We start from the raw sequence: 13,777 nt of genomic DNA, 5'->3' as shown, positions 1-13,777 counted from the left end.
TCAAATTCTGGGCTTGCGCGCGGGGCGCGAGCGCCGCGGCGCGCCGAAGCCGCGGGCATCGAGGGCTTCCGCCACCTGATCGGACATGGCGAGCGCGCCGGAGAAGAAGGCGCCGATGAGCGGCAGCCCCGGCCGGCGCGGGCTGCGCGCCCGCCAGGCTTCCTCGCGGCCCCGCCAGGTGTCGAGCAGCACCGGCACGAAGCGCAGCACCAGCGCGACCGCCAGCGCGAGGCGCTCGGGATCGAGCCCGAAGCGCTTGAGCGGGCGCATCGGCAGGGCCAGCGCGTCCATCATGTCCTGCATGCGGGTGGAGAGGGTGACGAGATCGGCCAGCAGCACCATCACGGCGATCCGCAGCACGCTCGCCAGCGCCACCTCGACGGAGGCCGCCCACACCTGCAGCGCGAAGATGATGACGAGCAGCGGCAGGAGGCTCCGCCATTGGGCGAGCCGCCGCAGTCCCGGCCGGCCGAAGCTGGAAAAGACGATGAGCACGGCGGCGAGCACCATGGCCAGCAGCACCGGGCTGTCCAGCGGCACGATCAGCACCGAGAGCATCGCGAGCGCGATCAGCTTCACCCCGGCGGGCAGGCGATGCAGCACGCTGCGGCCGGAGAGATAGCCGGCGATCACGAGAACGCCCTTCCGGCCTGTCGCCCAATGGCCAGCTCGGCGCGGGCGCGCGCGTCGGCCTCGTAGAGCGGAACGATATCGGCCGGCGCCCCGTCCGCCGCCACCTCCCCGCCCTTCAGCCAGATCACGCGCTCGAAGCCCGCGAACAGGTCCACGTCATGGCTCGCCATCACCAGCGTCACGTCGAGCGCGCCGAGACGGGATGCGAGGGTGAGGCGGGTGGTGAGGTCAAGGCTGGAGAAGGGCTCGTCCAGCAGCAGCACCGAGGGTCCGGCGGCCAGCGCCGAGAGGATGCAGACGAGCTGCTTCTGCCCCTCGGACAGGTCCGACACCGCCCGATCGCCCCAGCCGGCGCAGCCGTGGCGGGCGAGCAGCCGGTCGGCGGCCGCATTGGCCTCGGCCTTGGGGGTGCCCTGCTGGATGGGGCCGAAGGCGATCTCCTCCCGCACCGAGGGGAAGATGATCTGGTGGTCCACGTTCTGGAACACGAAGCCCACCGTCGCCGGCAGCTTGCGGCGGTCGCGGCGGGTGTCGAGCCCCTCCACCGTCACCGTGCCGGTATCCGGCAGGATCAGCCCGTTGAGGAGGCGCAGCAGCGTGGACTTGCCCGAGCCGTTGTCGCCCACGAGGCCGATGCGCCGTTCGGTGAGGGTGAGGTTGAGATTGGAGAAGACCGTGCGCGCGCCACGCGTCACCTCGACCCCGGCGAGCCGCGCGAAGGGCGCGGTGGCGGGGCGCGTGTCGGCGGCGGCGGGCATCTCGCTCATGACCTCTCCTCGATAGCGCTCTTCCGATAAACGGTTCGCGCGGTGAGGCAAGAGTCCAGGCGCGCGCCGACGGCATGGGAGGCGCCCCGACGGTGCATCGCACACCGGAACGCCTCCAAACCCGGATTGATTTCCGCCGCCGCCGGGCGCATAAATCCCGCCGATCAAATCGATTAAAATCCGGCGCACCCGAACGCCGGAGCAGTGGAGAAAGCCATGTCCGGTCCTGCCGACCAGGGGAAAAACGGAACGATCGAGCGCAAGGGCGACCAGCCCGAGAAGCACGGCCTGAAGCTCAGGTCGCAGCTGTGGTTCGACAATCCGGACAATCCCGGCATGACCGCGCTCTATCTGGAGCGGTACCTGAATTTCGGCCTCACCCGCGAGGAATTGCAGTCCGGCAAGCCCATCATCGGCATCGCCCAGACCGGCTCGGACCTCTCCCCCTGCAACCGCCACCATCTGGACCTCGCCCACCGCGTGCGCGCCGGCATCGAGGCCATGGGCGGCGTGCCGTTCGAGTTTCCGGTGCATCCCATCCAGGAGACCGGCAAGCGCCCCACCGCGGCGCTCGACCGCAACCTCGCCTATCTCGGCCTCGTGGAAATCCTCTACGGCTATCCGCTGGACGGCGTGGTGCTGACCACCGGCTGCGACAAGACCACCCCGGCCTGCATCATGGCCGCCGCCACGGTGAACATCCCGGCCATCGTGCTCTCGGGCGGGCCGATGCTGAACGGCTGGTGGAAGGGCGAGCGCACCGGCTCCGGCACCGTGGTGTGGAAGAACCGCGAGCGCTTCGCCGCCGGCGAGATCGGCTATGACGAGTTCATGGACGTGGTGGCGTCCTCCGCCCCCTCGGTCGGCCACTGCAACACCATGGGCACCGCCTCCACCATGAACGCGCTGGCGGAAGCCCTCGGCATGTCCCTGCCCGGCTGCGCCGCCATCCCCGCGCCCTACCGCGAGCGCGGGCAGATCGCCTACGACACCGGCAAGCGCATCGTGGACATGGTGTGGGAGGATCTGAAGCCCTCCCAGATCCTCACTCGCGAGGCGTTCGAGAACGCCATCCGCGTGAATTCCGCCATCGGCGGCTCCACCAACGCCCCCATCCACCTCAACGCCATCGCCCGCCACGTGGGCGTGCCGCTCTCGGTGGATGACTGGCAGGCGGTGGGTCACAAGATCCCGCTTCTGGTGAACGTCCAGCCCGCCGGCGAATATCTCGGCGAGGAGTTCCACCGCGCTGGCGGCGTGCCGGCGGTGGTGGCGGAGCTGATCGAGCAGGGCAAGATCCACGAGGGCGCGCTCACCGTGAACGGGCGCACCATGGGCGAGAACTGCAAGGGCAAGCTCTCCTGGGACCGCGAGGTCATCAAGGCCTATGACGCGCCGCTGAAGGAGGATGCCGGCTTCATCGTGCTGCACGGCAACCTGTTCGACAACGCGGTGATGAAGACCTCGGTGATCTCCGAGGAGTTCCGCGCCCGCTTCCTCTCCAACCCCGATGACCCGGAAGCCTTCGAGGGCCGCGCCGTGGTGTTCGACGGGCCGGAGGACTACCACCACCGCATCGACGACCCGTCCCTCGGCATCGACGAATACACCCTGCTGTTCATCCGCGGCACCGGCCCGCTGGGCTATCCCGGCGGCGCGGAGGTGGTGAACATGCAGCCGCCGGCCGCCCTCATCAAGAAGGGCATCCATGCCCTGCCCTGCATCGGCGACGGCCGCCAGTCCGGCACCTCGGGCTCGCCCTCCATCCTCAATGCCTCGCCGGAAGCGGCGGCGGGCGGCGGCCTCGCGCTGCTCAGGACCGGCGACCGGGTGCGCATCGACCTCAACACCTGCACCGCCGACATCCTGCTCTCGCCGGAAGAGCTGGCCCAGCGCCGCGCCGACCTTCAGGGTCACGGCGGCTACAAGGCGCCGGAGAGCCAGACCCCCTGGCAGGAAATCCAGCGCTCCATGGTGGCCCAGTTCGACGAGGGCATGGTGCTGAAGCCGGCGGTGAAATACCAGCACATCGCCCAGACCATGGGCGTGCCGCGCGACAACCACTGATCGCGATGCGGACGGGCGGACGGTCCTTTCCCGTCCGCCCGCCGCGGCTCTAATCTCCCCCCGCCGCCACACCCCGGCGGCGAACGGGATTGCCATCATGACCTCGCCCGCCGCGTCCTCACCCGCAGACAAGCGCCGCGCCTTCCGCACGCTCCACGAGAGCGGCTGCTTCGTGCTGCCGAACCCGTGGGACGTGGGCACTACGCGCTATCTGGAGGCCGCCGGCTTCAAGGCGCTCGCCACCACCAGCGCGGGCTACGCCTTCTCCACCGGCCGCCCGGACGGCGCCGTGGGGCGGGACGAGATGTTGGCCCACATCGCCGATCTCGTCGCGGCGACCTCGCTGCCCATGAATGCGGATTTCGAGGCGGGCTTCGCGCCCGATCCGGCCGGCGTCGCCGAGAGCGTCACCCTGTGCATCGGGACCGGCGTGTCCGGCCTCTCCATCGAGGATGCGACGGGGGATGTGGCGCGTCCGCTCTATGATCTCGACGACGCGGTGGCGCGGGTGCGCGCGGCGCGCAAGGCCATCGACGCGTCAGGCGCGGATGTGATCCTCACCGCCCGCGCCGAATGCTTTCTGGTGGGCCGGACCGACCTCAATGAGGTCATCACCCGCCTGAAGGCCTATGCGGCGGCGGGGGCGGACTGCCTCTATGCGCCGGGCATCAGGACGCGGGACGACATCTCCGCCGTGGTGGAGGCCGTGGCACCGCTGCCGGTGAACGTGCTGATGCCGGGATCGACGGGGCTTTCCGTCGCCGACCTCGCCGGGCTCGGCGCGCGCCGCATCAGCGTCGGCAGCACCCTGAGCCGCGTCGCCTGGGGCGCCTTCATCGCCTCGGTGGAGGAAATCCGCGACGCAGGCACCTTCCAGAAGTTCGCGGGGGCCGTGCCCTTCGCCGAGATCAACGGCTTCTTCCGCGCCGGGGGCGACAAGTGATGGCCGAAGATCCCGCCATCCCCCTCGGCGCGCCCGTGGACACCGCCCCCGCCCGCCGGCCGGAGCCGACGACGCTGAAAGGCCGCCACGTCCGCCTCGTGCCGTTCGATGCGGCCAAGCATTCCGCCTCGCTCTTCGCGCTCTCCCATGGGCCGGAGAAGGAGGCCCTGTGGGCCTATCTCTCCCCCGCCCCCTTCCCCGACGAAGCGGCTTTCACCGCCTATTACGCCGAAGCCGCGAAGAAGGCGGACCCGCTGCTCTTCGTCATCGAGGAAACGGGCAGCGGCCGGGCGGTGGGCCATGCCACCTACATGCGCATCGAGCCGGCGCAGCGGGTGATCGAGGTGGGCAACATCCTCTACACCCCGGCGCTCCAGCGCACGCGGGGGGCGACGGAGGCCATGTATCTCATGGCCCGCCACGCCTTCGAGGCGCTCGGATATCGCCGCTACGAATGGAAGTGCAACGCGCTCAACGCCCCTTCCCGACAGGCGGCGGCGCGGCTCGGCTTCACCTTCGAGGGGCTGTTTCGCCAGCACATGATCGTCAAGGGCCGCAACCGGGACACCGCCTGGTTCTCCCTGCTCGACCATGAATGGCCGCGCGCCAGGGCGGCCTTCGAGGCGTGGCTGGCGCTGGACAATTTCGATGAAAACGGCCGCCAGATCCGGCGGCTGGAGGACATTCGCGCCGGGCTGTGACCGCGCGCGACAATGAAAGAGGAAAGACCATGGGTGGACGACTTCAGGGCAAGACCGCGCTGGTGACGGCGGCGGGACAGGGCATCGGCCGCGCCATCGCGGAAGCCTTCGTGCGCGAGGGGGCGAGGGTGATCGCCACCGATCTCGACGCGGGCAAGCTCGCCGGCCTCGAAGGCGGTGAGACGCGGTCGCTGGATGTTCTCTCCACCGATGCCGTGACGGCGCTGGCCAAGGAGATCGGCCCGGTCAACGTGCTGGTGAACGCCGCCGGCTACGTCCATCAGGGCACCATCTTCGAGACCAGCGAGAAGGACTGGGACTTCTCCTTCGACCTCAACGTGAAGTCCATGCACCGCACCATCTCGGCCTTCCTGCCGGGCATGCTGGAGACGGGCGCGGGCTCCATCGTCAACATCGCCTCGGCCGCCTCCTCCATCCGCGGCGTGCCGAACCGCTATGCCTACGGCACCACCAAGGCGGCAGTGATCGGCCTCACCAAGGCGGTGGCGGCGGATTTCATCCAGAAGGGCGTGCGCGCCAACGCCATCTGCCCCGGCACCATCCAGTCGCCCTCGCTGGACGAGCGCATCGCCGCCGTCTCGGCCCAGACCGGCCGCTCGCTCGATCAGGTGCGCGCCGATTTCGTCGGTCGCCAGCCCATGGGACGTCTGGGCACGCCGGAGGAGATCGCGGCGCTCGCGCTCTATCTCGCCTCCGACGAGAGCGCCTTCACCACGGGGCAGATCCACATCATCGACGGCGGCTGGGCGCTCTGACTCCAAGAAAGAGAACGCGTTATCCGATCTGATTGCGATGCAATCAGATCGGCGCGTGCTCTAGCGCGAAGGGATTTTCCAAGATGCACATTCTGGTCATCGGCGGCGCCGGCATGGTCGGCCGCAAGCTCATCGAGCGCCTCGCCCGCGACGGCCGCCTCGGCGGCGCCCCCATCACCCGCATCACCGCCCACGACGTGGTGACGCCCAAGCCCCCCGAGGCGCCCTTTCCCATCGACACCCGCGTCTCCGACATCTCCGTGCCCGGCGAGGCGGCGGCGCTGGTGGCGGACCGGCCGGACGTGATCCTGCATCTCGCCGCCATCGTCTCCGGCGAGGCGGAAGCGGATTTCGAAAAGGGCTACCGCATCAATCTCGACGGCACGCGCCACCTGTTCGACGCGGTGCGGGTGATGGAGGGCTATACGCCCCGCCTCGTCTTCACCTCGTCCATCGCGGTGTTCGGCGCGCCGTTCCCGGAGGCGATCCCGGACGAATATTTCCACACGCCGCTCACCTCCTACGGCACGCAAAAGGCCATGGGCGAGCTGCTGCTGGCGGACTATACGCGGCGTGGTTTCTTCGACGGCATCGGCATCCGCCTGCCCACCATCTGCGTGCGGCCGGGCCTGCCCAACAAGGCCGCCTCCGGCTTCTTCTCCGGCATCATCCGCGAGCCGCTTGCGGGGCAGGAGGCGATCCTGCCCGTGTCGGAAGACGTGATGCACTGGCATGCCTCGCCGCGCTCGGCGGTGGGCTTCCTCATCCACGCCGCGACCCTCGACGGCGCCAGCGTCGGCACCCGCCGCAACCTCACCATGCCCGGCCTCGCCGTGACCGTGGGCGAGCAGATCGAGGCGCTGCGCAAGGTGGCCGGCGACAAGGCGGTGGCGCGCATCAAGAAGGTGCCGGACCCTGTGATCGAGACCATCGTCTCCGGCTGGCCGCGCAAGTTCGACGCCGCGCGCGCGACCGCGCTCGGCTTCAAGGCGGAAGGCTCCTTCGAGGAGATCATCCGCATCCACATCGAGGACGAACTCGGCGGCAAGATCGCCGACTGAGGCCGGCGTTGCGCGCGGGCGCTCCAAGCCCGCGCGGCGCTTGAGCGAAAGCCGTGAAAAGCTCCCGCGCGGCGCTTGAGCGAAGGCAGCGTAAAGCCCTACGCGGCGAGCCCGGAGAGGCGGAGCGCGATGCGCTCCTCCAGCCGCGCGATGGCGGCGGCGATGTCCGGCAGCAGGCGGCGATAGGCGGTGCGGCGGGCCGGCGCGGGCAGGCTGCGGACCACTTCCGCGAGGCCCCAGGTCTCCAGCCGCAACAGGCCGAGGAAGGGCTGGCGACGGATGGCCCGCCGGCTCGCCTCGCCCAGCGCCACCACCACATCGAGGCGCGGCGCGCCGGAGAGCAGAAACACTCCGGCCGGCTTCGCGGAAAGGCCATCAGCGGGGATGCTCTCCGCCTCCAGCGCGGCGACGAGGGCCGGATCGACCTGGCCCGGCGTGGCGGCGGCAGCGCTGAACGGGCGCAGATCGGGATGACGATGGAGCGCCACGGCTTCCGCCATCAGGCTGAGCGCCCCGTTGTCGGGGCACAGGAAGAGCACGGTCGGCCGGGCGGGCATGCGAACCCCTTCATTTATAACGGGAATCGGTGAGCATCGCGCCCCCGCGCCCGCTGCTGATTCGGCACCCTAGACCGATGGTGGGACGAGGGTGTGACACCCCGGCGAGGGCCGCCGGAGGCTGATCACAGGCGCGCTGGAAGGTCCTGATAAGACTGGCGTTAACCATTCCGAAAATTTTCCGGGGGATGGATCACATGCTGGCGAACGTCGTGATTCGACACGGAATTCGCGCCGGCGCGTAGAATTTCGGAGAAGAGTCATGGCCAAGAAGCCGGAAGTCACCAGTGACGAAGTGAGCAGCCTTGCCGCGAAGGCCCTTCGCGATCCGGGCAGCCTCACCCACGCGGAGATCAAGTCCCTCGCGGCTTCCGCTCTGACCCAGTCCCCCGACAAGCCCAAGCCCGCTGCCAAGACTGCTGCTGCGAAGACTGCCCCTGCGAAGGCGGCGGCTCCCAAGGTTACCGCTCCCAAGACTGCCGCGCCCAAGGCCGCTGCTGCCAAGGCCGCCGCTCCCAAGGCAGCTCCCAAGGCCCCTGCCAAGGCGGCGGCCCCCAAGACCGTGGCTCCCAAGGCGGCTGCGCCCAAGGCTGCCGCGCCGAAGGCGACCGTGGTGAAGGCCGCGGCTCCGAAGGCTCCCAAGGCTGCCAAGGTGGCAGCGCCGAAGGCAGTGGCGGAGACCCCGGCCAAGGCGGCGAAGGCCAAGGCCGCAGCTCCCAAGTCTGCTGCTCCGAAGGCCGCAGCTCCCAAGTCTGCTGCTCCGAAGGCTGCTGCTCCGAAGGCTGCCGCTCCGAAGGCAGCGCCCGAGGCCAAGGCTGTCGAGACGAAGGCCCCGGCCCCCAAGGCCGCCAAGCCGGTTGCCCCGAAGGCGACGAAGGCTGCTGCTCCCAAGTCCGCCGCGCCGAAGGCTCCGAAGGCCGCCCCCGCGCCCAAGACTGAGGCTCCCAAGACCGAGGCTCCCAAGACCCCTGCCCCCAAGGCCGCCCGCGCCAAGGCTGCGGCGGTGAAGACGGCTCCCGCCCCCAAGGCCCCGGCCAAGGCGCCCGCGAAGGCTGCCGCCAAGCCGGCCCGCGCCAAGAAGGCCTGAGAGCCGGTCCTCAACTGAGGTCGCAAAAACAGGAACGCCGCCGACGGGCATCCCCGGCGGCGGCGTTCTCGCGTTCAGCGGTCGGCCGGATCAGGGGGTGAGGACGCCCGTGCTGCCCAGGTTGAAGATCTGGACGCGCCGGTTGATGGCGGCATGCGGATTCTTCACGTCCTGCAGGTTTTCCTCGCCGAGGCCCACGGCCTGGAGCCGGCGCGGATCCACGCGGAAGGTGGTGGCGAGCGCCTGCATCACCGCGTCGGCCCGCTCCTGGCTGAGCTTGAGATTGATCTCGCGGGTGCCGGTGGTGTCGGTGTTGCCCACCACGAGGAACTTGTAGCCGAGCAGGATCGGGTTGTGCATGGCATCGGCGACGGAGCCGAGCGTGCGGTAGGATGACGGCTTGATCATCGCGGAGTTGAGATCGAACTCGATCTCCACGTTGATCTGCGCCAGCTGGTCGAGCTGGATGGCCAGCGGCGGGCGGCTCTCGGGCGGGCCGGTGTACTTCATGTGCGCGACGGCGAGGCCGCGCAGGGCCTCGGCCGAGACGTTCGGCACATCGGCGACGCTGGCCTGGAGGCCCTGAACGATCTGGGCGTTGGAGGTGGCGACCTGGGCCGAGGCCGGCGCGGCGAGGAGCACCGGCGCCAGCAGCGCGGCGGACAGCAGCAGGGCGGAACGCATCTGGAATTTCATCTGTCCCTCCCCCTTCACTGCTGATTGTAGCCGGCGTTGATGAGGGCACTCGTGCAGGCCTGGCTCACCACCTTGGAGGCTTCGAGCAGGCACGAGACGATGTTGCCGTCGCCGGGCACCATGCCGGGGCAATATTGCGCGCGGTCACGGTCGCAGACCTTGTGGACCTCGCGCTGCGCGGCGGCCCGCGCCTCGGTCATCTGGCGGATGCCCTCGTGGTTGGCGGCGCAGGCGGGGGAAAGGCGTCCCACATTCTGGCTAAGGCAGTTGTAGATGGCGCCGTTGCCCAGGTTCTGGCCGCGGCAGAGCTTCATGATGTCCTCGCCGCAATGCTGCGCCAGGAGACCGGCGGCTTGCGCGTAACTCATGGTCTGCGCCTGGGCGCTGCCGGCGGCGCCCGCCGCGCCGAGCGCCATCAGGGCCGCGAAGGCCAATCCTCGAAGTTTCATATGTCCCCCCATAGCCCGGATTCGCGAGCCGAGGGGGAATTGACCACTCCACCTCCCGCTTGGTCAACCGGCGGGGGCTCGGACGTGGCGTGTTCAGGATGCCTGGCGGTAAGTTCCCGCCTCGATCTCGTCGCCGGCGGCCCCCACGAGGCCGAGGGGATCGGCGGCGAGTTCGAGATCCGGAGCCTGAGGTTCAACCTCCACCGGCGCGGGCTCATCGGTCTGGCGCGGGGCGAGCGCGAGGTGGACGGCGAGCGCCGCCACGGCCATGACCGGGACCAGCATGGTCATGGCGATGAGCGGCGAGGGCAGCAGCGCCGAAAGGGACGTGCCGACGAAGCCGCTGCCGATCTGCACGAAGCCGGTCAGCGCCGAGGCGGCACCGGCGATGGAACCGAAGCCGGCCAGCGCGTTGGTGGTGCAGCCGGGCAGCAGCAGGGCGCAGCCGCAGGCCCAGAAGGAGATGGGCAGCATCACGCTGAGCGTGGACAGCCCCACCACATGGGTGCCGACCGCCATGATGATCGCGCCGGTGAGCACCAGCAGCAGGCCGGGCAGGATCAGTTGCTGCGCCTTGTAGCGGTTCAGCAGCGGGCGGACGATGAGGGTGCCCAGCATGAAGGCGCCGGTCTGCATCATCATGGCGAGGCCGAAGCCGGTGGGCGAGAGGCCCACGCGATCGATGAGCAGGAAGGGCACCGCTGCCGCCAGCGTGTAGATGCCGCCGAGGGCACAGCCCGCCGTCAGCGCCGCCCGCATGAAGCTGCGGTTGGACAGGAGGCGCCGGTAGCTTCGCGCGACGGCGCGGGGGGCGGCGAGGCGACGGTCCGGCGTGCGGTTGGTCTCCGGCACCCGCAGCACCAGGACCAGCATGAGGCTGAGCCCGAACACGGTCATGGCGACAAACACCGAATGCCAGCCGAATGTGCCGAGCAGCAGGCCGCCGATGGTGGGCGAGACGGCGGGGCCGATGGCGAGGATGGTGCCGATGAGGTTCATCACCCGCGCCGAGGCCTGCCCCGTATACTGGTCGCGCACCAGCGCACGCGACAGCGCGATGCCCGCCGCCGCGCCGATGCCCTGCAGGATGCGCCCCGCCACCAGCCAGCCGATGGTCGGCGCCAGCATCGCAACGAGGGCGCCGGACAAATAGATGCCGAAGAACCCAAGAGCCACCGGCCGCCGGCCATAGGCGTCCGACAGGGGGCCGCAGACGAGCTGGGACACGGCGAAGCCGAAGAAGAAGACGGTGAGGGTGAGCTTCACCGTGGCGATCGACGTGCCGAACACCTCCACCAGCGTCGGCAAGGCCGGGGTGTAGAGGGAGAGGCTCACCGGGCCGAGCATGACCATCATGCCGCCGATGATCGACACCTCGCGCTCGGTCATGAGCGGTGCGGCGGTGGTCCCCGCCGGAGATGGCGTCCTCACCGCCGCGCCTCCTTGAGCCGGGCCTCGCGGCCCGCACAGTCCCGGGCGAGATTGCCGCGGATGCGGTCGAGGAACTCGCGCAGCTGCGCGCGCTCCTCATCCGAAAACCCGCGCGTCGCCTCCTCGCGCGCCCGCGCCGCCGCCTGCTCGATCCCGTCCAGATAGGGCCGCGCCGCATCCGTGAGCGCGACGATCTTGGCCCGCCGGTCGGTCGGGTCCGCCTCGCGCACCACCAGCCCCAGCGCCTCGAGGCGGTCCAGGAATCCGACCAGCGTCATGGGCTCCACGCTCATCTTCTCGGCCAGCGCAGACTGACGCAGGCCGGGATTGACGTTGATGTGCGCCAGCGCCCGCGCCTCGCCGGGGGTGAGGCCGAGGCCCGCGCCGTCGAACGCGCGGTCGATGCGGGCGCGATAGAGCCGGGCGGCATCCACGAGGACGAAACCGAGCTGGGGCGTAGCGGCGGGCGGGGGCGATCTCATAAGGGGACTATATAATAAGCTTTCCTTACCAACAAGCCGGAGACGTCCTGATGCATGTCATTGCGTGCCCGTCCCGAGGCGCTATGTGTCACTCCACATCCCTCAGGGAGATTTCGAATGCCCTGGTCCCTGACCATCGGCCGCCTCGGCGAGACCGCCATCCGCATCCACGTCACGTTCCTGCTGTTCCTGGTGTGGATCTGGGCGGCCTATTACCGCTCCGGCGGCGCGCAGGCCGCGTGGGAGGGCGTGCTGTTCGTGGCGATGCTGTTCTTCTGCGTGCTGCTGCACGAGCTGGGGCACGTGTTCGCCGCGCGCCGCTACGGGGTGAAGACGCCGGACATCACGCTCTGGCCGTTCGGCGGCATCGCCAATCTGGAGCGCATCCCGGAGAAGCCCTCGCAGGAGCTGGTGGTGGCCATCGCCGGGCCGGCGGTGAATGTGGTGATCGCCGTCGTGCTGCTGGCGGTGCTGAGCTTCACCTTGGCCGGCGGCGACCTCAAGGCGGAGGATCTGGCCAAGATCGAGGACCCGCGGACCTCCATGCTGGTCAAGCTGGCGGGGGCCAACATCTTCCTCGTGCTGTTCAACCTCATCCCGGCCTTCCCCATGGACGGCGGCCGGGTGCTGCGCGCGCTGCTCGCCATGAAGATGGGCTTTGCCCGGGCGACGGCGCTGGCCGCCTCCATCGGTCAGGGCCTCGCCATCGGCCTCGGGCTTCTGGGCATCTTCACCAATCCCATGCTGATGATCATCGGCGTCTTCGTCTTCCTCGCGGCCTCCGGCGAGGCCGGGCAGGTGCAGCTGAGGGAGGCCTCGCGCGGGCATATCGTGGCCGACGCCATGATCACGCATTTCGAGACGCTGGGGCCGCAATCCACCGTGGACGACGCGGCGGAGGCGCTCATCCGCTCCACCCAGAAGGAATTCCCGGTGGTGGACGGCGCCGGCCATCTGCGCGGCGTGCTCACCCGCGACGCCATGATCCGGGCGCTGAAGGACCAGGGGCCGTCAACGCCCGTCATCGAGGTGATGCAGCACGATATCCCCACCGTGGAGGCGCGCTCCAAGCTCGATGCGGCGCTGAAGCTCATCACCAGTGCCCAGGTCCCCGCCGTCGGCGTGCTCGATGTCGCCGGCGGCCGGCTCGTGGGCCTGCTCACGCCGGAGAATGTGGGCGAGCTGATGATGATCCACGTGGCGCGGGATGCGCGGGCGAAGCCGGGGCCCGGCGTCGGCTGAGGGCCACGGCCCTCACACCGAACGCATCAGCCCGCCGTCCACCTTCAAATTCTGCCCGGTGATATAGCCGGCGCCTTCGGAGGCGAGGAAGGCCACGGTGGCGGCGATTTCGGCGCTGGTGCCATAGCGGCCCATGGGCACGCCGGCGCGGCGCTCGTCGGTCTGCGGCAGGCTGTCGATCCAGCCGGGCAGCACGTTGTTCATGCGCACGTTGTCGGCGGCATAGGTGTCGGCGAAGATCTTGGTATAGGCGGCAAGCCCGGCGCGGAACACCGCGGAGGTGGGGAACATGGCCGCCGGCTCGAACGCCCAGGCGGTGGAGATGTTGACGATCGCCCCGCTCTTCTGCGCCACCATGATCGGGGTGACGAGCCGCACCGAGCGGATCACATTCATGAGATAAACGTCGAGGCCCTGGTGCCACTGCTCGTCGGTGATGGCGGTGATGGTGTCGCGGGGGCCGTGGCCGGCGCTGTTCACCAGCACGTCGATGCGGCCGTAGCGGGCCATCACCTGATCCACGAATTTCGCGATGTCCTCGGCCTTCTGGTTGGAGCCGGTGACGCCCAGGCCGCCCAGTTCCGCCGCCAGCGCCTCGCCCTTGCCGGACGAGGACAGGATGGCAACCGCATAGCCATCCGCAGCAAGGCGCCGCGCGCACGCCGCACCCATGCCCGAACCGCCCGCGGTGACGACGGCGACCTTGACCTCTGCCATGTTCATATTCTCCTTTTGGCGCATGTCGCGCACGTTCCCACCCCGAATGGCAGAAACGGCCACGTATAGGAAGGTCCTTCCGGCGAAGTGTCTGGTCTAACGTCCAAGTCTCCTTTATAGCCACGCTGGTTGCACTGCGAAGAGGAGCTGCTCGTGCGTGACCATCGG

At 69.5% G+C, this 13,777-nt stretch carries 15 protein-coding genes; 7 read left to right on the top strand and 8 right to left on the bottom strand.

The window, feature by feature from the left end:
* Nucleotides 1–633: an energy-coupling factor transporter transmembrane component T family protein gene (locus EJ105_RS17755; RefSeq protein WP_250167389.1), complete on the bottom strand. Its 633-nt coding sequence runs from the start codon at nt 631–633 to the stop codon at nt 1–3.
* Nucleotides 630–1,400 (bottom strand): energy-coupling factor ABC transporter ATP-binding protein, encoded by a 771-nt coding sequence (locus tag EJ105_RS17750; protein ID WP_250167388.1) that lies wholly within the window; start codon nt 1,398–1,400, stop codon nt 630–632. The genes EJ105_RS17755 and EJ105_RS17750 overlap by 4 nt, the downstream gene beginning before the upstream one ends.
* Nucleotides 1,401–1,616: 216 nt before the next feature.
* Between EJ105_RS17750 and EJ105_RS17745 the strand changes: the two genes are divergently transcribed.
* The 5 genes from EJ105_RS17745 (at nt 1,617) to denD (ending at nt 6,948) form a co-directional block, all read left to right on the top strand.
* Entirely contained in the window at nt 1,617–3,467 is a 1,851-nt protein-coding gene (locus EJ105_RS17745) for an IlvD/Edd family dehydratase (protein WP_250167387.1), read from the top strand.
* A gap of 97 nt (nt 3,468–3,564) precedes the next feature.
* Nucleotides 3,565–4,410 (top strand): isocitrate lyase/PEP mutase family protein, encoded by an 846-nt coding sequence (locus EJ105_RS17740; RefSeq protein ID WP_250167386.1) that lies wholly within the window; start codon nt 3,565–3,567, stop codon nt 4,408–4,410.
* Nucleotides 4,410–5,111, top strand: a complete 702-nt coding sequence (locus tag EJ105_RS17735) for a GNAT family N-acetyltransferase (RefSeq protein ID WP_250167385.1) — start codon at nt 4,410–4,412, stop codon at nt 5,109–5,111. The genes EJ105_RS17740 and EJ105_RS17735 overlap by 1 nt, the downstream gene beginning before the upstream one ends.
* Nucleotides 5,112–5,140: 29 nt before the next feature.
* Nucleotides 5,141–5,887: an SDR family oxidoreductase gene (locus tag EJ105_RS17730; RefSeq protein WP_250167384.1), complete on the top strand. Its 747-nt coding sequence runs from the start codon at nt 5,141–5,143 to the stop codon at nt 5,885–5,887.
* An 83-nt stretch (nt 5,888–5,970) separates the two neighbouring features.
* Entirely contained in the window at nt 5,971–6,948 is a 978-nt protein-coding gene (denD, locus tag EJ105_RS17725) for a D-erythronate dehydrogenase (RefSeq protein ID WP_250167383.1), read from the top strand.
* Between the two features lie 98 nt (nt 6,949–7,046).
* Here the strand turns inward: denD and EJ105_RS17720 are convergent, their stop codons facing one another.
* Nucleotides 7,047–7,505 (bottom strand): arsenate reductase/protein-tyrosine-phosphatase family protein, encoded by a 459-nt coding sequence (locus tag EJ105_RS17720; RefSeq protein WP_250167382.1) that lies wholly within the window; start codon nt 7,503–7,505, stop codon nt 7,047–7,049.
* 262 nt (nt 7,506–7,767) lie between these two features.
* On the opposite strand from EJ105_RS17720, the gene EJ105_RS17715 reads away from it, so the two are divergent.
* Nucleotides 7,768–8,592, top strand: a complete 825-nt coding sequence (locus EJ105_RS17715) for a hypothetical protein (protein ID WP_250167381.1) — start codon at nt 7,768–7,770, stop codon at nt 8,590–8,592.
* A gap of 90 nt (nt 8,593–8,682) precedes the next feature.
* Here the strand turns inward: EJ105_RS17715 and EJ105_RS17710 are convergent, their stop codons facing one another.
* The 4 genes from EJ105_RS17710 to EJ105_RS17695 all read right to left on the bottom strand — a co-directional run bounded on the left by EJ105_RS17710 (nt 8,683) and on the right by EJ105_RS17695 (nt 11,650).
* A complete protein-coding gene (locus EJ105_RS17710; protein WP_250167380.1) occupies nt 8,683–9,288 on the bottom strand; it encodes an OmpA family protein in 606 nt (201 codons plus the stop codon).
* A gap of 14 nt (nt 9,289–9,302) precedes the next feature.
* A complete protein-coding gene (locus EJ105_RS17705; RefSeq protein ID WP_250167379.1) occupies nt 9,303–9,737 on the bottom strand; it encodes a hypothetical protein in 435 nt (144 codons plus the stop codon).
* Nucleotides 9,738–9,830: 93 nt separating this feature from the next.
* Nucleotides 9,831–11,168, bottom strand: a complete 1,338-nt coding sequence (locus EJ105_RS17700) for a multidrug effflux MFS transporter (protein ID WP_250167378.1) — start codon at nt 11,166–11,168, stop codon at nt 9,831–9,833.
* Nucleotides 11,165–11,650 (bottom strand): MarR family winged helix-turn-helix transcriptional regulator, encoded by a 486-nt coding sequence (locus EJ105_RS17695; RefSeq protein ID WP_250167377.1) that lies wholly within the window; start codon nt 11,648–11,650, stop codon nt 11,165–11,167. Before EJ105_RS17695 ends, EJ105_RS17700 begins: the two co-directional genes overlap by 4 nt.
* A 117-nt stretch (nt 11,651–11,767) precedes the next feature.
* Between EJ105_RS17695 and EJ105_RS17690 the strand changes: the two genes are divergently transcribed.
* On the top strand, nt 11,768–12,892 hold the full coding sequence (locus EJ105_RS17690; RefSeq protein WP_250167376.1) for a site-2 protease family protein: 1,125 nt from the start codon (nt 11,768–11,770) through the stop codon (nt 12,890–12,892).
* Between the two features lie 12 nt (nt 12,893–12,904).
* Here EJ105_RS17690 and EJ105_RS17685 read toward each other — a convergent pair whose 3' ends face one another.
* Nucleotides 12,905–13,609, bottom strand: coding sequence for an SDR family oxidoreductase (locus EJ105_RS17685; protein WP_029555835.1), 705 nt, complete (start codon nt 13,607–13,609; stop codon nt 12,905–12,907).
* Nucleotides 13,610–13,777 lie beyond the last annotated feature (168 nt).

The organism is Xanthobacter aminoxidans, from assembly GCF_023571765.1.
Classification (GTDB): Bacteria; Pseudomonadota; Alphaproteobacteria; order Rhizobiales; family Xanthobacteraceae; genus Xanthobacter; species Xanthobacter aminoxidans.
Note: the sequence above shows the minus strand (reverse complement) of the source record. Positions and strands in the feature narration are given on the sequence as shown.

Coding starts and splice junctions, on each gene's coding strand:
- EJ105_RS17720 (WP_250167382.1), bottom strand. CDS start 7,505: ATGCCCGCCCGGCCGACCGTGCTCTTCCTGTGCCCCGACAACGGGGCG.
- EJ105_RS17690 (WP_250167376.1), top strand. CDS start 11,768: ATGCCCTGGTCCCTGACCATCGGCCGCCTCGGCGAGACCGCCATCCGC.
- EJ105_RS17685 (WP_029555835.1), bottom strand. CDS start 13,609: ATGGCAGAGGTCAAGGTCGCCGTCGTCACCGCGGGCGGTTCGGGCATG.
- EJ105_RS17735 (WP_250167385.1), top strand. CDS start 4,410: ATGGCCGAAGATCCCGCCATCCCCCTCGGCGCGCCCGTGGACACCGCC.
- EJ105_RS17730 (WP_250167384.1), top strand. CDS start 5,141: ATGGGTGGACGACTTCAGGGCAAGACCGCGCTGGTGACGGCGGCGGGA.
- EJ105_RS17695 (WP_250167377.1), bottom strand. CDS start 11,650: ATGAGATCGCCCCCGCCCGCCGCTACGCCCCAGCTCGGTTTCGTCCTC.
- EJ105_RS17740 (WP_250167386.1), top strand. CDS start 3,565: ATGACCTCGCCCGCCGCGTCCTCACCCGCAGACAAGCGCCGCGCCTTC.
- EJ105_RS17715 (WP_250167381.1), top strand. CDS start 7,768: ATGGCCAAGAAGCCGGAAGTCACCAGTGACGAAGTGAGCAGCCTTGCC.
- denD (WP_250167383.1), top strand. CDS start 5,971: ATGCACATTCTGGTCATCGGCGGCGCCGGCATGGTCGGCCGCAAGCTC.
- EJ105_RS17750 (WP_250167388.1), bottom strand. CDS start 1,400: ATGAGCGAGATGCCCGCCGCCGCCGACACGCGCCCCGCCACCGCGCCC.
- EJ105_RS17705 (WP_250167379.1), bottom strand. CDS start 9,737: ATGAAACTTCGAGGATTGGCCTTCGCGGCCCTGATGGCGCTCGGCGCG.
- EJ105_RS17710 (WP_250167380.1), bottom strand. CDS start 9,288: ATGAAATTCCAGATGCGTTCCGCCCTGCTGCTGTCCGCCGCGCTGCTG.
- EJ105_RS17745 (WP_250167387.1), top strand. CDS start 1,617: ATGTCCGGTCCTGCCGACCAGGGGAAAAACGGAACGATCGAGCGCAAG.